25 protein-coding genes are annotated in these 16,402 nt (G+C 44.2%); 24 read left to right on the top strand and 1 reads right to left on the bottom strand.

Features of this window, described 5'->3' with window-relative positions; translation table 11 throughout:
* Positions 1-39: 39 nt before the first annotated feature.
* The gene (gene mfd, locus N39L_RS22180) at positions 40-3,543 is read right to left on the bottom strand and encodes a transcription-repair coupling factor (RefSeq protein WP_014276400.1); all 3,504 of its coding nucleotides are present in this window, start codon (positions 3,541-3,543) and stop codon (positions 40-42) included.
* Between the two features lie 285 nt (positions 3,544-3,828).
* On the opposite strand from mfd, the gene N39L_RS22175 reads away from it, so the two are divergent.
* The 24 genes from N39L_RS22175 (at position 3,829) to N39L_RS22060 (ending at position 16,391) form a co-directional block, all read left to right on the top strand.
* Complete coding sequence (locus N39L_RS22175) at positions 3,829-5,028, top strand: alginate O-acetyltransferase AlgX-related protein (RefSeq protein ID WP_006617220.1); 1,200 nt, start codon at positions 3,829-3,831, stop codon at positions 5,026-5,028.
* Positions 5,025-6,146, top strand: a complete 1,122-nt coding sequence (locus tag N39L_RS22170) for an SGNH/GDSL hydrolase family protein (protein ID WP_006617219.1) — start codon at positions 5,025-5,027, stop codon at positions 6,144-6,146. Before N39L_RS22175 ends, N39L_RS22170 begins: the two co-directional genes overlap by 4 nt.
* 434 nt (positions 6,147-6,580) lie before the next feature.
* On the top strand, positions 6,581-7,249 hold the full coding sequence (locus N39L_RS22165; protein ID WP_014276399.1) for a FeoB small GTPase domain-containing protein: 669 nt from the start codon (positions 6,581-6,583) through the stop codon (positions 7,247-7,249).
* Positions 7,173-8,624: a ferrous iron transporter B gene (locus tag N39L_RS22160; RefSeq protein ID WP_006617217.1), complete on the top strand. Its 1,452-nt coding sequence runs from the start codon at positions 7,173-7,175 to the stop codon at positions 8,622-8,624. Before N39L_RS22165 ends, N39L_RS22160 begins: the two co-directional genes overlap by 77 nt.
* Positions 8,624-8,854, top strand: coding sequence for a FeoA family protein (locus tag N39L_RS22155; protein ID WP_006617216.1), 231 nt, complete (start codon positions 8,624-8,626; stop codon positions 8,852-8,854). Before N39L_RS22160 ends, N39L_RS22155 begins: the two co-directional genes overlap by 1 nt.
* Before the next feature lie 125 nt (positions 8,855-8,979).
* Positions 8,980-9,159, top strand: a complete 180-nt coding sequence (locus N39L_RS22150; protein ID WP_014276398.1) for a hypothetical protein — start codon at positions 8,980-8,982, stop codon at positions 9,157-9,159.
* A gap of 22 nt (positions 9,160-9,181) precedes the next feature.
* Positions 9,182-9,445, top strand: a complete 264-nt coding sequence (locus N39L_RS22145) for a hypothetical protein (RefSeq protein WP_014276397.1) — start codon at positions 9,182-9,184, stop codon at positions 9,443-9,445.
* Positions 9,446-9,469: 24 nt separating this feature from the next.
* Positions 9,470-9,820 carry a hypothetical protein gene (locus tag N39L_RS22140; protein ID WP_014276396.1) on the top strand — a complete coding sequence of 117 codons (351 nt, stop codon included), beginning with the start codon at positions 9,470-9,472 and terminating at the stop codon, positions 9,818-9,820.
* Between the two features lie 37 nt (positions 9,821-9,857).
* Positions 9,858-10,187: a hypothetical protein gene (locus N39L_RS22135; protein ID WP_014276395.1), complete on the top strand. Its 330-nt coding sequence runs from the start codon at positions 9,858-9,860 to the stop codon at positions 10,185-10,187.
* A gap of 22 nt (positions 10,188-10,209) precedes the next feature.
* Positions 10,210-10,389 (top strand): hypothetical protein, encoded by a 180-nt coding sequence (locus tag N39L_RS22130; RefSeq protein ID WP_014276398.1) that lies wholly within the window; start codon positions 10,210-10,212, stop codon positions 10,387-10,389.
* Positions 10,390-10,529: 140 nt separating this feature from the next.
* Entirely contained in the window at positions 10,530-10,709 is a 180-nt protein-coding gene (locus N39L_RS22125) for a hypothetical protein (RefSeq protein ID WP_014276393.1), read from the top strand.
* An 11-nt stretch (positions 10,710-10,720) separates the two neighbouring features.
* Positions 10,721-11,299: a hypothetical protein gene (locus N39L_RS22120; protein WP_014276392.1), complete on the top strand. Its 579-nt coding sequence runs from the start codon at positions 10,721-10,723 to the stop codon at positions 11,297-11,299.
* Positions 11,300-11,323: 24 nt separating this feature from the next.
* Positions 11,324-11,569 (top strand): hypothetical protein, encoded by a 246-nt coding sequence (locus tag N39L_RS22115; protein WP_014276391.1) that lies wholly within the window; start codon positions 11,324-11,326, stop codon positions 11,567-11,569.
* A gap of 281 nt (positions 11,570-11,850) precedes the next feature.
* The gene (locus N39L_RS22110; RefSeq protein WP_014276390.1) at positions 11,851-12,096 is read left to right on the top strand and encodes a hypothetical protein; all 246 of its coding nucleotides are present in this window, start codon (positions 11,851-11,853) and stop codon (positions 12,094-12,096) included.
* A 37-nt stretch (positions 12,097-12,133) separates the two neighbouring features.
* Entirely contained in the window at positions 12,134-12,547 is a 414-nt protein-coding gene (locus tag N39L_RS22105; RefSeq protein ID WP_014276389.1) for a hypothetical protein, read from the top strand.
* Positions 12,548-12,571: 24 nt separating this feature from the next.
* The gene (locus N39L_RS22100; protein ID WP_014276385.1) at positions 12,572-12,955 is read left to right on the top strand and encodes a hypothetical protein; all 384 of its coding nucleotides are present in this window, start codon (positions 12,572-12,574) and stop codon (positions 12,953-12,955) included.
* A gap of 2 nt (positions 12,956-12,957) precedes the next feature.
* Positions 12,958-13,137, top strand: a complete 180-nt coding sequence (locus tag N39L_RS22095) for a hypothetical protein (RefSeq protein WP_148261868.1) — start codon at positions 12,958-12,960, stop codon at positions 13,135-13,137.
* A gap of 294 nt (positions 13,138-13,431) precedes the next feature.
* On the top strand, positions 13,432-13,782 hold the full coding sequence (locus tag N39L_RS22090; protein WP_014276387.1) for a hypothetical protein: 351 nt from the start codon (positions 13,432-13,434) through the stop codon (positions 13,780-13,782).
* A 37-nt stretch (positions 13,783-13,819) separates the two neighbouring features.
* Complete coding sequence (locus N39L_RS22085; RefSeq protein WP_014276386.1) at positions 13,820-14,233, top strand: hypothetical protein; 414 nt, start codon at positions 13,820-13,822, stop codon at positions 14,231-14,233.
* A gap of 24 nt (positions 14,234-14,257) precedes the next feature.
* Positions 14,258-14,641 carry a hypothetical protein gene (locus tag N39L_RS22080; protein WP_014276385.1) on the top strand — a complete coding sequence of 128 codons (384 nt, stop codon included), beginning with the start codon at positions 14,258-14,260 and terminating at the stop codon, positions 14,639-14,641.
* Between the two features lie 2 nt (positions 14,642-14,643).
* On the top strand, positions 14,644-14,823 hold the full coding sequence (locus N39L_RS22075) for a hypothetical protein (protein WP_148261868.1): 180 nt from the start codon (positions 14,644-14,646) through the stop codon (positions 14,821-14,823).
* Between the two features lie 294 nt (positions 14,824-15,117).
* Positions 15,118-15,531: a hypothetical protein gene (locus tag N39L_RS22070; RefSeq protein WP_014276379.1), complete on the top strand. Its 414-nt coding sequence runs from the start codon at positions 15,118-15,120 to the stop codon at positions 15,529-15,531.
* A gap of 48 nt (positions 15,532-15,579) precedes the next feature.
* Entirely contained in the window at positions 15,580-15,801 is a 222-nt protein-coding gene (locus N39L_RS22065) for a hypothetical protein (RefSeq protein ID WP_014276383.1), read from the top strand.
* Positions 15,802-15,977: 176 nt separating this feature from the next.
* A complete protein-coding gene (locus N39L_RS22060) occupies positions 15,978-16,391 on the top strand; it encodes a hypothetical protein (RefSeq protein ID WP_014276382.1) in 414 nt (137 codons plus the stop codon).
* The last annotated feature ends 11 nt before the right edge of the window (positions 16,392-16,402 follow it).

Raw genomic sequence — 16,402 nt, 5'->3', positions numbered from 1 at the left:
CATAATTCACAGCCGAACCCGCCCCTACCTAATTATTAATTATGATTGAAGCCCCTCCTGCATAATTTGCAACCATTGAATCAGACAATCAAGCTGCTTACTAGGATGTAAGGCCCCCAAACCACGAATTTTTACCTGTTTGCGACCGTAGATAAAGCGAGGTTGTAAATGTTCAGGTAAATTCTGCTTTAATAAATTCCATGCGGGTTCTTCCATCGGTGTTTCTAAAATAATATTCTGCTTAGAATCATCGGGTTTAATGCGAGCAAAACCCAACTTTTTAGCAATTTGTTTTAACTCCATTACCCGGAGTAACTGTTGGGCTGGTGCGGGAATTGTACCATAGCGATCGCTCCAATCTTCCTCAATTCTACTTAATTCTTCCGAATCCTGACAAGATGCCACCGCCCGATAAGCACTCATTTTCTGGTCTAAATCTGTGATATAATCCGACGGGATGAATGCCGTCAAAATCAGATCCACCTGAGTATCATCAACCTGGGGAATTTCCTGTCCGCGCACCTCTTGGATAGCTTCCTGTAGCATTTCGGTATATAAATCAAAACCGATCGCATTCATTTGACCCGACTGTTGCGCCCCCAAAATATCCCCAGCGCCGCGAATTTCCAAATCTCGCATCGCCAATTGATAGCCAGACCCCAACTGGGTGAACTCCTTAATCGCCCTCAGTCGCTTAACCGCATCTTCTGTTAAAGCCGCCTGTCCGTCACCTTTAATCGGATAAAATAGCCAAGCGTGGGCTTGAGCTCCCGCCCTCCCCACACGACCGCGCAACTGATACAATTGTCCTAGCCCGAATTTATGGGCATCCTCGACCAGAATAGTATTAACACGGGGGATATCTAAGCCCGACTCAATAATCGTCGTACAGACGAGAATATCAGCCTCTCCGGCGCTAAAAGTGAGCATGATCGACTCCAACTCCCCAGCTTCCATTTGACCATGAGCGATCGCCAATCTAGCACTGGGGACCATTTCTCGAATCGCCGCCGACTTCTCCTCAATACCCTCAATGCGGGGAACCACATAAAACACCTGTCCTCCCCGGTCTAATTCCTGACAAATCGCCGCCCTAATAGTTTCCTGGTTTAAGGGTCCTAAATGGGTTTTAATTGGGCGACGAGAGGGAGGTGGAGTCGTAATTAAACTCATTTCTCGAATACCTGACAACGCCATATACAGCGTCCTCGGAATCGGAGTAGCCGTCAGAGTCAAAACATCCACATGAGTTTTTAGGGCTTTAATTTTCTCCTTTTGATTCACCCCAAAACGCTGTTCTTCATCCACTACCAACAGACCCAAATCCCGAAATTTAATATGTTTCGATAACACCGAATGCGTACCCACAATAATATCAATTTCTCCGGTTATCAACTTCTGTTGAATTAACTTTTTTTCACTAGCGCTACGGAAGCGATTAAGTAATCCAATTTCAATAGGATAAGGCGCAAAACGTTCCTTTAGGGTATGATAATGTTGTTGGGTGAGAATCGTTGTCGGTGCGAGAAATGCCACCTGTTTACCCCCCGTCACTGCTTTAAAAATCGCCCTAATTGCCACTTCCGTTTTACCAAAACCGACATCTCCACAAACCAGGCGATCCATAGGGCGATCGCTTTCCATATCCCGTTTCACATCTTGGCTACATTTCAGTTGGTCGGGAGTCGGTTTATAGGGGAAAGAATCTTCCATTTCCTGCTGCCAAGGTGTATCATGGGGATAGCTAAACCCCGTTTTTTGGGAACGTTCGGCGTAAAGTTTCAGCAAATCAACCGCCAATTTTTTAACAGACTTACGGACTTTTTCCCGATTTTTTTCCCAGGCTTTACCCGTCAACTTATTGAGTTGGGGAACCTTCGACTCTGACCGCCTTAGACGGGATAAAGTCCCCACCTGATCCGCCGCCACTCTTAGGGTTCCATCCGCATATTGTAACACTAAATAATCCCGGATTTCTTGACTAATGGTCAGGCTTTCCAACTTCACAAATTTACCGATTCCATGTTGGCGGTGAACCACATAATCTCCCGGTTGCAGTCGATTCGGGTCTACCTGTTTCGAGGCGGCGCGGCGGCGTTTGCGGATATAACCAGAAGTAGCTAAAGCGTGTTGACCATAAAACTCTCTGTCCGTGACAATTACTAAACGGAAGGTGGGGAGAATAAACCCTTCTAATTCGGCTAGTCCCGTATATTTTAAAGCAATGGGGGTATTACGGATTAATGAGTCTATGGCTGGATAGTCGCGGGGGTTGGGTATAAATTTAGATGGGCAATCATGTTCCGATAACAAAGCCACTGACCGGCTAGGTTGGGCGGAAATTAGAAATACGTTAAATTGGCGATCGCGTTGTTCGCGAATCATTTCGGCAATTTTTCCGAATTGGTGGGGAGTCACTGGGACGGGACGACTCGCTAAGTTTATCGATGCTGTGGAAGGGGAAATCAGAGACGATTTATAATCACTCAGTTCACTCAGATACAGCCTATCAAAACGATGTTCAACCGCCGCTAGGGACTCCTGGAAGCATTGATGAATTGCCGGAATTTCTAGGGATATCCCTTCTGCTGTTACTAGCTTACCTTGTTCATTTTGCCACTGTTCATCAATATGTTCAAACCAGCGATCGCCATGACCTGCACATTGGTCAGGTTCATCAATTACCGCTAAAGTTAATTCCGGTAGGTAATCAATTAAAGAAGCCGGTTTTTGATAGGCTAATCCTAATAGGTGAGATAGTCCGGTTTTGCTGTCGGATATATCCTCAGATTTGAGAGTTTCCAGGGTCTCCGTAGATAGGGACAAATTCCCTTCGATAATCGGACTAAAATGGGTCGGCGTGAGAATTAGCTGATCAACCCGATCAAGCGATCGCTGTGTCACCGGGTCAAGTTCCCGCATCCTTTCTAATTCATCCCCAAACCATTCCAGACGCACCGGAAGTTCTGAAGCCACCGGAAACACATCTACAATATCCCCCCGGCGACTCCACTGCCCCTCTGTTTCCACCACTGTCACCCGTTGATATCCCAACTGGGCTAGTTTTTGGTCTATAGTTTTTCCGGCGCAGGTCATCCCCAACTTCAGGGGGAGACAATAACTCTGGAAGTCACTCACCGGGGGTAGATGGGGTTGTAAAGACCTCTCTGTGGCTACCACCGCCACCCGGTCGGCTTTCCCTCCGTTTCTTGTCACTAAGTCCGCTAATACCTGCATCTGTCCCCAGACCATCTCTTCGCTATAGCTGGGTTCATAGGGGGATGCTTCCGAGGTGGGGTAAAAGTGTACTGTCTGCCACCCCATCACTTCTAGCTGGGCTGACCACCTACCAGCCTCTTCCAAGGTAGCTGTCACCACCAATAGATTTAACCCCGCTTCCTGGGCTAAAGCTGAAGCCACCAGTCCCTTGGGGACACGGGGAAGACCGTTAAGGTGAAGGGCTTGCTGTTGGTTCAGTTTGGTGATCAGTTCAGCCATTAGAGGCGATCGCCCCAAGGCCCGAACTACAGCAGAAAAGGTCATAAGTTAGTCGGCTGACAACGAAATATTTTTATATTCTATAACCTTTGGGCTATTTTAACGGCAACTTCTCTGATTTCCCCTGGCTTACCCTGATTGCCTATTTATCAACTCCACACCATCCGCCCATTGTCCCTTCTGCCTTTTGATTACACTATTATCAAGTATTTATACCCCTAAACCACGCCCCTCCCTATTCCCTGTTATCAATGAGAGATAGGTATGGACAATATCCGTCGGCACTGCTATCCTAATCAATCATCCGAGGAAGTAAATCGATAATACTTCATGAAAAAATTATTACCATCTGTAAAATTACCCCCCTGGCGGCAAATTTTACTCCTACTCTGTTGCTGGACAATTCTACCCTTCTTCTTAGTAGAAGTAATCATGATTGTCTGGGAACCCTACTTATTTCGCGGACTCTATCAATACGATCCTGATATGGGGTTTAAAATTCGAGGTCATGCTAATGGTAATAATCAATTTGGCTTCAATGACCGAGATTATCCCCTCCAACCAGATCCCGATATTTTTAGGATGCTCATTATCAGCGACTCTTTTAATTGGGCTGGCGGTCAACAAGGCAACTATACCGCCTTATTAGAAAACCAATTTCGGGAACATTACGGACAGCATCAAGTCGATGTCATTAATGCAGGATATCCAGGAACCCATACCGCCGAACAACTAGCATTATTGAAAAAATATGGATTGCAGTATAATCCCCATTTAGTCGTCTTAGGTTTTTTTGTCGGGAATGATTTTGTTGATGCTGACCCCTATCGAAAACGAATTATTGTCAATGACCTTTACATTGATATTGACCCCCGTCAAGAGCTAATCATATTTGGTTATCCGATTATTCCCAAATCACGACTTTTACTGTTTATTCAACAAAAATATAAAATCTTTCGAGAAGCCAGGAAGTTTCAACAGTCCTATCAACTCCCCCAGAATCAGTTAGTCGCGACTACTGAGGCGATCGCATTAGATGAACCCGAAAAATCCCCAGGTATTCTGTCCCTTGAGAAATTTCTGGATGTAGAACGTGGTCGGATGAGTTTCTGCAATATCGAGAAGCTACAAAATGGCGATCGTGATGCTAACATTAACTATATCTTGGATAGCATCTCAGAAATGAATGCCATTTTAAAAGCCCGGAACATTAAGTTTATCGTGGCTATCTACCCCGATGAGTACCAGGTTAACGATGACTTGTTACATCAACTCCAGTCCACCTTTTACCTAAATTTAGATGATTATGACATTACCTGTCAGCAAAATATCCTCATCGAATATTTGGAGTCAAACAACATTCCCTATATTGACCTCACTCCTAGATTTAGAGTAGAACAACAAAACCGCCATCTCTATCTCTTCCAAGAACCCCATTGGAACTCCCACGGAAACCAACTAGCTAAAGATATCTTGTTTGAACATTTAGTTAAAATTACCGACTCCGTATTCACCACCCCGGACAAATGAACCAAAACAAGTTAAAAATTTCCCGGAAATTACCCATAAAAGCCATTGTTAATAACCCAGCTTATAAATTTTTGAGCCAAGCCTTAATCATCGCCGGAATTACCTTTTTGCTAACCGAGGCTACCTTCAGAATTTACCACAGAATCAATCCCACATTTGTTTTTTATAACCGTTCATATAATCGTTGGCGAGGAAGACCCCACGCCCAAGATTTTGACTTTCAACTAAACTCCCATGGCTTTAAAGATGTGGAATTTACCCAAGAAAAACCAGAAGGGATTTATCGAATGTTGGGAATTGGTGATTCCTTCGCCTTTGGAATAGTTCCCTATCACTATAATTATTTAACCTTGATTGAGAAACAGCTCAACAGCCAAGGTCAAAATATCGAAGTGATCAATATGGGAATTCCTGGCTTAGGACCAGCCGCCTATTTAGCCTTATTGATTAATGAAGGTTTAGTCCTTAATCCTGATAAAGTCCTCCTATCCTTTTATATTGGGAATGATTTTATCGATAATTACCTAACTTCCCTAGACAGAAAAAAGCAAACCTTCTATACCGTCGCCTTTTTACAATCTTTGATTAAACTCCAGACCCAGTTTGAAGGGACTGTCTATAACCCCAATAACCTCGAATATCAAGACGACCACCCCACCTTAACTGATGAGTCCTATCTTGACCAGGTTTCTAACCTAAGTCGTATGTTTAATATCAGGACAAACGATGGCATTTTCTTAGGGTTTTTTGAAGACGCTATGGCTGATATTCGCCGCATTAAGGAGATTTGTGATTCTCGAAATATTGACCTAACCATTGTGATTATCCCTACCGAGGTACAAGTCAATAAACAATTACAATCCCAAGTTATTGATATCCTCAAGCCTGATGACCCCCAAGGCTTGGATTTTGATTACCCTAATCGTCTCCTACGCGATCGCCTTTCTCAATACAATATCCAATATATCGACTTATTAGATGATTTTAGGCAGGTTTCCCAAACCACCCGACTCTACCGACCTAATGACAGCCATTGGAATATCGCTGGAAACGCATTGGCGGCGGAATTAATTACAAAACATCTACTTACTAACAACTTCAATCCTGACGGGGAGTAGCATAAATGTGGAATTTTGTCAACCCCCCTAATTTTGGCCCAAAAAATACTCGTGCATCGCGGCGAAATCTTCCAGAGTCTCTATGCCCGAAATTGGTCAGTGTCAGTACGGCTTTACTGGCTTTGGGTTCTTATAATCTCTCTCGTAGCTGATATAACCCACACCAATAGGAGCATAACCTATAGATTCCACTCTATCATTAACATCTATCCCTGTCAAGCACTGATTCTCTCGTGTGATTTTTGGCGAGAATGAGAACCATTATCAGACAAAAATTTTCCGATTTATTTAATGTTTGTATCAAAAACCAAGATTTAGATAACCATGAATTATCTTTTGGGGCCCTAAACAGGGAATTGTTGTTATTGACGATATTGTAGTGATATTCTATAATTTAGGGATTAAATAAAAGTGAATTATTACTAATAATCTACATGAGTTGTAATTACTGCTCTAAAAACTGTTCAAGTAAAACTTCTAGCTCACCGAGACCGTGGTGGAAGTGGTTTAAGCCGAAAAGCGATCGCCATACCCCGGCGTTGTTCAATAAGCCTACAGTCGCCCTAGTAGGTTCTCCCAATGTCGGAAAAAGCGTATTATTTAATGCCCTAACCAGCCATTATGTCACAGTTTCCAACTATCCGGGAACCACCGTAGATATTACCACAGGAGACATGATAATTGGAGACAAAGCGATCGCCATTATAGACACACCAGGGATGTATTCTCTCTTACCGATTACCGAAGAAGAAAAAGTCGGGCGAGACCTATTAATGACTAGGGGGATAGATTTAGTCATTCATGTAGTAAATGCCCAACATTTAGGGAGAATGCTAAACTTAACCCTACAATTACTAGAAGCAGGATTACCAGTTTTATTAGCAGTTAATCTCATTGACGAAGCCGACCATCTTGGTATTAAAATCAATGCCAAAGACTTACAGGAAAGGCTAGGTATTCCCGTAGTATTAATGGCGGCGGCGCATAATATTGGAGTTCAAGAATTAAAAACCAAGGTAGTAGATTATGTTGAGTCCAGTAGTTTATTATCAACCGATAGAAATAGCGATCGCCCAGATCCAATCTCTGTTATTGAAAGATAATAGTTTCCCCTCATATACCCTCTCCCATAGAAGTTTAGCCCTGCTAATTTTGCAGAGAGATCCTCAAGTTTGGGAGACCATAAAAACCAGCCCCTATCGGGAAGAATATGATCTCGCTATTAGGTCAGCCCAGGTCAGTCTTGATGTTCCTATTAGTCGTGCGATCGCCATTACCAGACAAGAAAAAGCCGGGAATATTGAGAAAGAAGTCTTAACCGAATCAGCCTCCGAAACCTCAGACCTAGCCGAAAAATTGCACCAGATTACAGTTAATCCGATTACCGGGTTTCCCCTACTTTTAATCATCCTATATTTCGGGGTTTATAAATTTGTCGGGGAATTTGGCGCTGGTATTCTCGTAGACCTAATTGAGGGCGGTTTTGAAACCTATATTAATCCCAAAGTAGATGCTTTTGTAGCCGCCGTCATTCCCCTAGAGATATTCCAGGATTTATTGGCTAATGACTATGGTATTATTACCCTGGGAGTTCGTTATGCGATCGCTATTGTATTACCCGTAGTCGGGACTTATTTTCTCATGTTTTCCCTATTAGAAGATAGTGGATATTTACCCCGTCTATCCCTAATGCTGGATCAGTTATTTAAGATTATCGGCTTATCAGGAAGGGCGGTAATTCCCATGGTATTAGGCTTAGGATGTGATACTATGGCAACTGTGGTCACTCGCACCCTAGAAACTCGTCGGGAAAGGATGATTACCATCTTTCTCCTCGCCCTAGCCGTTCCCTGTGCCGCCCAGTGGGGCGTGATTTTAGGGCTACTTTCTATGAAACCAACAGCCCTATTAATTTGGGGAGGATTTATCCTCTCCGTTTTTCTAATAGTCGGCGCATTTACTTCTCGGATTATTCCCGGAAATAGATCCGAATTTTATATGGAAGTTCCCCCTTTGAGAATACCCAAGTTACAGAATATTCTCCTCAAAACTTATCTGCGTATGAAGGGATATTTTTGGGAAATAGTACCCCTATTTATTTGGGTTTCCGTGTTTATTTGGATTGGTCATTTAACCGGAGTCTTTAGCTGGTTGGTTGGGTTATTAGAGCCCATCACTTTAGCCTTGGGACTCCCTAGAGAAGTCGCACCTATTTTCCTCTATGGTTTCTTTCGTCGTGATTATGGCGCGGCGGGACTTTTTGATTTAACTCAAACCGGTATATTAACAGGTAATCAATTAGTCGTTACCGCCATAGTTTTGACTCTATTTCTTCCCTGTGTAGCCCAGTTTCAGGTAATGGTTAAAGAGCAAGGTTTGAAAATTACTTTGATTATGGTAGCATTGATTATCCCTTTTGCTTTTACAATGGGATACGGGGCGAATTTTTTACTTGACCTGGTTGGGGTAAATTTTTAATGATTTCTCTCGTGAGTTTGGATCTGAGGGTAGATGCGATCGTTGTGGATATTAAAACCCAGCAGGACACTATCCTACATAAACTCTTTGCTATGGGAGTTATGCCGGGAGTTCCTCTATTATTAGAGCAACGTTTTCCCTCCTATGTTATCAAAATAGGACGTTCACGGGTCGCTTTAGACACCGAAACAGCTAAAACTATTTTTGTCCAGCTTAAAGCATCACCCTAAACCTCTATCACTTCATCTTTTCAACTGTCACAACTCGGAGACTCTCCCTCAAACGGAAAGTCACGAGTTGGGAGAGTTACTCTCATATAACCTACCCACATAACAGTTTTCCGGTTGACTTAAAAATGTGGCGGTTTTCAGAAGTCCGAAATTGGGAGAGTTACTCAAATATCGCCTACCCACATAACAGTTTTCCGGTTGAGTTGGAAATGTGGAGGTTTTCAGAAGTCGGAAGTTGGGAGAGTTTCCCGAAAAGGGAAAGTCACCAGTTGGGAGAGTTACTCTCATATAACCTACCCACATAACAGTTTTCCGGTTGACTTGAAAATGTGGCGGTTTTCAGGAGTCGGAAATTGGGAGAGTTACTCAAATATCGCCTACCCACATAACAGTTTTCTGGTTGAGTTGAAAATGCGGCGGTTTTCAGAAGTCCGAAATTGGGAGAGTTACTCAAATATCGCCTACCCACATAACAGTTTTCTGGTTGAGTTGGAAATGTGGAGGTTTTCAGAAGTCGGAAGTTGGGAGAGTCTCCCGAAAACGGAAAGTCACCAGTTGGGAGAGTTACTCTCATATAACCTACCCACATAACAGTTTTCCGGTTGACTTAAAAATGTGGCGGTTTTCAGGAGTCGGAAGTTGGGAGAGTTTCCCGAAAACGGAAAGTCACCAGTTGGGAGAGTTACTCAAATATCACCTACCCACATAACAGTTTCCTGGTTAAGTTGGAAATGCGGCGGTTTTCAGAAGTCGGAAGTTGGGAGAGTCTCCCGAAAAGGGAAAGTCACGAGTTGCGAGAGTTACTCTCATATCACCTACCCACATAACAGTTTCCTGGTTAAGTTGGAAATGCGGCGGTTTTCAGAAGTCGGAAGTTGGGAGAGTCTCCCGAAAAGGGAAAGTCACGAGTTGCGAGAGTTTTCCGAAAAGGGAAAGTCACCAGTTGGGAGAGTTACTCTCATATAACCTACCCACATAACAGTTTTCCGGTTGACTTAAAAATGTGGCGGTTTTCAGGAGTCGGAAGTTGGGAGAGTCTCCCGAAAAGGGAAAGTCACGAGTTGCGAGAGTTTTCCGAAAAGGGAAAGTCACCAGTTGGGAGAGTTACTCTCATATCACCTACCCACATAAGAGTTTCCGGGTTGACTTGAAAATGTGGCGGTTTTCAGAAGTCCGAAATTGGGAGAGTTACTCTCATATAACCTACCCACATAACAGTTTTCCGGTTGACTTAAAAATGTGGCGGTTTTCAGAAGTCGGAAGTTGGGAGAGTTTCCCGAAAAGGGAAAGTCACCAGTTGGGAGAGTTACTCTCATATAACCTACCCACATAACAGTTTTCCGGTTGACTTAAAAATGTGGCGGTTTTCAGAAGTCCGAAATTGGGAGAGTTACTCAAATATCGCCTACCCACATAACAGTTTTCCGGTTGAGTTGGAAATGTGGAGGTTTTCAGAAGTCGGAAGTTGGGAGAGTTTCCCGAAAAGGGAAAGTCACCAGTTGGGAGAGTTACTCTCATATAACCTACCCACATAACAGTTTTCCGGTTGACTTGAAAATGTGGCGGTTTTCAGGAGTCGGAAATTGGGAGAGTTTCCCGAAAAGGGAAAGTCACCAGTTGGGAGAGTTACTCTCATATAACCTACCCACATAACAGTTTTCCGGTTGACTTGAAAATGTGGCGGTTTTCAGAAGTCCGAAATTGGGAGAGTTACTCAAATATCGCCTACCCACATAACAGTTTTCCGGTTGAGTTGGAAATGTGGAGGTTTTCAGAAGTCGGAAGTTGGGAGAGTTTCCCGAAAACGGAAAGTCACCAGTTGGGAGAGTTACTCTCATATCACCTACCCACATAACAGTTTTCCGGTTGAGTTGGAAATGTGGAGGTTTTCAGAAGTCGGAAGTTGGGAGAGTCTCCCGAAAACGGAAAGTCACCAGTTGGGAGAGTTACTCTCATATCACCTACCCACATAACAGTTTCCTGGTTAAGTTGGAAATGCGGCGGTTTTCAGAAGTCGGAAATTGGGAGAGTTTCCCGAAAAGGGAAAGTCACGAGTTGCGAGAGTTTTCCGAAAAGGGAAAGTCACCAGTTGGGAGAGTTACTCAAATATCACCTACCCACATAACAGTTTTCCGGTTGAGTTGGAAATGTGGAGGTTTTCAGGAGTCGGAAATTGGGAGAGTTACTCAAATATCACCTACCCACATAACAGTTTTCCGGTTGAGTTGGAAATGTGGAGGTTTTCAGGAGTCGGAAGTTGGGAGAGTTTCCCGAAAACGGAAAGTCACCAGTTGGGAGAGTTACTCTCATATCACCTACCCACATAACAGTTTTCCGGTTGACTTAAAAATGTGGCGGTTTTCAGAAGTCGGAAGTTGGGAGAGTCTCCCGAAAACGGAAAGTCACCAGTTGGGAGAGTTACTCTCATATCACCTACCCACATAACAGTTTCCTGGTTAAGTTGGAAATGTGGCGGTTTTCAGAAGTCGGAAATTGGGAGAGTTTCCCGAAAAGGGAAAGTCACGAGTTGCGAGAGTTTTCCGAAAAGGGAAAGTCACCAGTTGGGAGAGTTACTCTCATATAACCTACCCACATAACAGTTTTCCGGTTGACTTAAAAATGTGGCGGTTTTCAGGAGTCGGAAGTTGGGAGAGTTTCCCGAAAACGGAAAGTCACCAGTTGGGAGAGTTACTCTCATATCACCTACCCACATAACAGTTTCCTGGTTAAGTTAGAAATGCGGCGGTTTTCAGAAGTCGGAAGTTGGGAGAGTCTCCCGAAAACGGAAAGTCACCAGTTGGGAGAGTTACTCTCATATCACCTACCCACATAACAGTTTCCTGGTTGAGTTAGAAATGCGGCGGTTTTCAGAAGTCGGAAGTTGGGAGAGTCTCCCGAAAAGGGAAAGTCACGAGTTGCGAGAGTTTTCCGAAAAGGGAAAGTCACCAGTTGGGAGAGTTACTCTCATATAACCTACCCACATAACAGTTTTCCGGTTGAGTTGGAAATGTGGAGGTTTTCAGGAGTCGGAAGTTGGGAGAGTCTCCCGAAAAGGGAAAGTCACGAGTTGCGAGAGTTACTCTCATATCACCTACCCACATAACAGTTTCCTGGTTAAGTTGGAAATGCGGCGGTTTTCAGAAGTCGGAAGTTGGGAGAGTCTCCCGAAAAGGGAAAGTCACGAGTTGCGAGAGTTTTCCGAAAAGGGAAAGTCACCAGTTGGGAGAGTTACTCTCATATAACCTACCCACATAACAGTTTTCCGGTTGACTTAAAAATGTGGCGGTTTTCAGGAGTCGGAAGTTGGGAGAGTCTCCCGAAAAGGGAAAGTCACGAGTTGCGAGAGTTTTCCGAAAAGGGAAAGTCACCAGTTGGGAGAGTTACTCTCATATCACCTACCCACATAAGAGTTTCCGGGTTGACTTGAAAATGTGGCGGTTTTCAGAAGTCCGAAATTGGGAGAGTTACTCTCATATCACCTACCCACATAAGAGTTTCCGGGTTGACTTGAAAATGTGGCGGTTTTCAGAAGTCCGAAATTGGGAGAGTTACTCAAATATCACCTACCCACATAACAGTTTTCCGGTTGAGTTGGAAATGTGGAGGTTTTCAGAAGTCGGAAGTTGGGAGAGTTTTCCGAAAAGGGAAAGTCACCAGTTGGGAGAGTTACTCTCATATAACCTACCCACATAACAGTTTTCCGGTTGACTTAAAAATGTGGCGGTTTTCAGGAGTCGGAAGTTGGGAGAGTTTCCCGAAAACGGAAAGTCACCAGTTGGGAGAGTTACTCTCATATCACCTACCCACATAACAGTTTCCTGGTTAAGTTGGAAATGCGGCGGTTTTCAGAAGTCGGAAGTTGGGAGAGTCTCCCGAAAACGGAAAGTCACCAGTTGGGAGAGTTACTCTCATATCACCTACCCACATAACAGTTTCCTGGTTAAGTTGGAAATGCGGCGGTTTTCAGAAGTCGGAAGTTGGGAGAGTCTCCCGAAAAGGGAAAGTCACGAGTTGCGAGAGTTTTCCGAAAAGGGAAAGTCACCAGTTGGGAGAGTTACTCTCATATCACCTACCCACATAAGAGTTTCCGGGTTGACTTGAAAATGCGGCGGTTTTCAGAAGTCCGAAATTGGGAGAGTTACTCAAATATCGCCTACCCACATAACAGTTTTCTGGTTGAGTTGGAAATGTGGAGGTTTTCAGAAGTCGGAAGTTGGGAGAGTCTCCCTCAAACGGAAAGTCACCAGTTGGGAGAGTTACTCTCATATAACCTACCCACATAACAGTTTTCCGGTTGACTTAAAAATGTGGCGGTTTTCAGGAGTCGGAAGTTGGGAGAGTTTCCCGAAAACGGAAAGTCACCAGTTGGGAGAGTTACTCTCATATCACCTACCCACATAACAGTTTCCTGGTTGAGTTAGAAATGCGGCGGTTTTCAGAAGTCGGAAGTTGGGAGAGTCTCCCGAAAAGGGAAAGTCACGAGTTGCGAGAGTTTTCCGAAAAGGGAAAGTCACCAGTTGGGAGAGTTACTCTCATATAACCTACCCACATAACAGTTTTCCGGTTGACTTAAAAATGTGGCGGTTTTCAGGAGTCGGAAGTTGGGAGAGTTTCCCGAAAACGGAAAGTCACCAGTTGGGAGAGTTACTCTCATATCACCTACCCACATAACAGTTTCCTGGTTAAGTTGGAAATGCGGCGGTTTTCAGAAGTCGGAAGTTGGGAGAGTCTCCCGAAAACGGAAAGTCACCAGTTGGGAGAGTTACTCTCATATCACCTACCCACATAACAGTTTCCTGGTTAAGTTGGAAATGCGGCGGTTTTCAGAAGTCGGAAGTTGGGAGAGTCTCCCGAAAAGGGAAAGTCACGAGTTGCGAGAGTTTTCCGAAAAGGGAAAGTCACCAGTTGGGAGAGTTACTCTCATATAACCTACCCACATAACAGTTTTCCGGTTGACTTAAAAATGTGGCGGTTTTCAGGAGTCGGAAGTTGGGAGAGTCTCCCGAAAAGGGAAAGTCACGAGTTGCGAGAGTTTTCCGAAAAGGGAAAGTCACCAGTTGGGAGAGTTACTCTCATATAACCTACCCACATAACAGTTTTCCGGTTGACTTGAAAATGTGGCGGTTTTCAGAAGTCCGAAATTGGGAGAGTTACTCTCATATCACCTACCCACATAAGAGTTTCCGGGTTGACTTGAAAATGTGGCGGTTTTCAGAAGTCCGAAATTGGGAGAGTTACTCAAATATCACCTACCCACATAACAGTTTTCCGGTTGAGTTGGAAATGTGGAGGTTTTCAGAAGTCGGAAGTTGGGAGAGTTTTCCGAAAAGGGAAAGTCACCAGTTGGGAGAGTTACTCTCATATAACCTACCCACATAACAGTTTTCCGGTTGACTTAAAAATGTGGCGGTTTTCAGGAGTCGGAAGTTGGGAGAGTTTCCCGAAAACGGAAAGTCACCAGTTGGGAGAGTTACTCTCATATCACCTACCCACATAACAGTTTCCTGGTTAAGTTGGAAATGCGGCGGTTTTCAGAAGTCGGAAGTTGGGAGAGTCTCCCGAAAACGGAAAGTCACCAGTTGGGAGAGTTACTCTCATATCACCTACCCACATAACAGTTTCCTGGTTAAGTTGGAAATGCGGCGGTTTTCAGAAGTCGGAAGTTGGGAGAGTCTCCCGAAAAGGGAAAGTCACGAGTTGCGAGAGTTTTCCGAAAAGGGAAAGTCACCAGTTGGGAGAGTTACTCTCATATCACCTACCCACATAAGAGTTTCCGGGTTGACTTGAAAATGCGGCGGTTTTCAGAAGTCCGAAATTGGGAGAGTTACTCAAATATCGCCTACCCACATAACAGTTTTCTGGTTGAGTTGGAAATGTGGAGGTTTTCAGAAGTCGGAAGTTGGGAGAGTCTCCCTCAAACGGAAAGTCACCAGTTGGGAGAGTTACTCTCATATAACCTACCCACATAACAGTTTTCCGGTTGACTTAAAAATGTGGCGGTTTTCAGAAGTCGGAAGTTGGGAGAGTTTCCCTCAAACGGAAAGTCACCAGTTGGGAGAGTTACTCAAATATCACCTACCCACATAACAGTTTCCTGGTTGAGTTAGAAATGCGGCGGTTTTCAGAAGTCGGAAGTTGGGAGAGTCTCCCGAAAAGGGAAAGTCACGAGTTGCGAGAGTTTTCCGAAAAGGGAAAGTCACCAGTTGGGAGAGTTACTCTCATATAACCTACCCACATAACAGTTTTCCGGTTGACTTAAAAATGTGGCGGTTTTCAGGAGTCGGAAGTTGGGAGAGTCTCCCGAAAAGGGAAAGTCACGAGTTGCGAGAGTTTTCCGAAAAGGGAAAGTCACCAGTTGGGAGAGTTACTCTCATATCACCTACCCACATAAGAGTTTCCGGGTTGACTTGAAAATGTGGCGGTTTTCAGAAGTCCGAAATTGGGAGAGTTACTCTCATATCACCTACCCACATAAGAGTTTCCGGGTTGACTTGAAAATGTGGCGGTTTTCAGAAGTCCGAAATTGGGAGAGTTACTCAAATATCACCTACCCACATAACAGTTTTCCGGTTGAGTTGGAAATGTGGAGGTTTTCAGAAGTCGGAAGTTGGGAGAGTTTCCCTCAAACGGAAAGTCACCAGTTGGGAGAGTTACTCAAATATCACCTACCCACATAACAGTTTCCTGGTTGAGTTAGAAATGCGGCGGTTTTCAGAAGTCGGAAGTTGGGAGAGTTTCCCGAAAAGGGAAAGTCACGAGTTGCGAGAGTTTTCCGAAAAGGGAAAGTCACCAGTTGGGAGAGTTACTCTCATATAACCTACCCACATAACAGTTTTCCGGTTGACTTAAAAATGTGGCGGTTTTCAGAAGTCGGAAGTTGGGAGAGTTTCCCGAAAACGGAAAGTCACCAGTTGGGAGAGTTACTCAAATATCACCTACCCACATAACAGTTTCCTGGTTGAGTTAGAAATGCGGCGGTTTTCAGAAGTCGGAAGTTGGGAGAGTCTCCCGAAAAGGGAAAGTCACGAGTTGGGAGAGTTTTCCGAAAAGGGAAAGTCACCAGTTGGGAGAGTTACTCTCATATAACCTACCCACATAACAGTTTTCCGGTTGACTTAAAAATGTGGCGGTTTTCAGGAGTCGGAAGTTGGGAGAGTCTCCCGAAAAGGGAAAGTCACGAGTTGCGAGAGTTTTCCGAAAAGGGAAAGTCACCAGTTGGGAGAGTTACTCTCATATCACCTACCCACATAAGAGTTTCCGGGTTGACTTGAAAATGTGGCGGTTTTCAGAAGTCCGAAATTGGGAGAGTTACTCTCATATCACCTACCCACATAAGAGTTTCCGGGTTGACTTGAAAATGTGGCGGTTTTCAGAAGTCCGAAATTGGGAGAGTTACTCAAATATCACCTACCCACATAACAGTTTTCCGGTTGAGTTGGAAATGTGGAGGTTTTCAGAAGTCGGAAGTTGGGAGAGTTTTCCGAAAAGGGAAAGTCACCAGTTGGGAGAGTTACTCTCATATCACCTACCCACATAAGAGTTTCCGGG

The organism is Limnospira platensis NIES-39 (assembly GCF_026000695.1).
Taxonomy (GTDB): domain Bacteria; phylum Cyanobacteriota; class Cyanobacteriia; order Cyanobacteriales; family Microcoleaceae; genus Limnospira; species Limnospira platensis.
The sequence above is the reverse complement of the archived record's forward strand: the minus strand, read 5'-3'. Positions and strand labels throughout refer to the sequence as shown.

Excerpts from the sequence above, each read along its gene's own strand:
- N39L_RS22075 (WP_148261868.1), top strand. The coding sequence starts at position 14,644 with ATGCGGCGGTTTTCAGAAGTCCGAAATTGGGAGAGTTACTCAAATATC.
- N39L_RS22160 (WP_006617217.1), top strand. The coding sequence starts at position 7,173 with ATGTTGAGTCCAGTAGTTTATTATCAACCGATAGAAATAGCGATCGCC.
- N39L_RS22150 (WP_014276398.1), top strand. The coding sequence starts at position 8,980 with ATGTGGCGGTTTTCAGAAGTCCGAAATTGGGAGAGTTACTCAAATATC.
- mfd (WP_014276400.1), bottom strand. The coding sequence starts at position 3,543 with ATGACCTTTTCTGCTGTAGTTCGGGCCTTGGGGCGATCGCCTCTAATG.
- N39L_RS22095 (WP_148261868.1), top strand. The coding sequence starts at position 12,958 with ATGCGGCGGTTTTCAGAAGTCCGAAATTGGGAGAGTTACTCAAATATC.
- N39L_RS22125 (WP_014276393.1), top strand. The coding sequence starts at position 10,530 with ATGTGGCGGTTTTCAGAAGTCCGAAATTGGGAGAGTTACTCAAATATC.
- N39L_RS22155 (WP_006617216.1), top strand. The coding sequence starts at position 8,624 with ATGATTTCTCTCGTGAGTTTGGATCTGAGGGTAGATGCGATCGTTGTG.
- N39L_RS22175 (WP_006617220.1), top strand. The coding sequence starts at position 3,829 with ATGAAAAAATTATTACCATCTGTAAAATTACCCCCCTGGCGGCAAATT.
- N39L_RS22130 (WP_014276398.1), top strand. The coding sequence starts at position 10,210 with ATGTGGCGGTTTTCAGAAGTCCGAAATTGGGAGAGTTACTCAAATATC.
- N39L_RS22145 (WP_014276397.1), top strand. The coding sequence starts at position 9,182 with ATGTGGCGGTTTTCAGGAGTCGGAAATTGGGAGAGTTACTCAAATATC.
- N39L_RS22170 (WP_006617219.1), top strand. The coding sequence starts at position 5,025 with ATGAACCAAAACAAGTTAAAAATTTCCCGGAAATTACCCATAAAAGCC.
- N39L_RS22165 (WP_014276399.1), top strand. The coding sequence starts at position 6,581 with ATGAGTTGTAATTACTGCTCTAAAAACTGTTCAAGTAAAACTTCTAGC.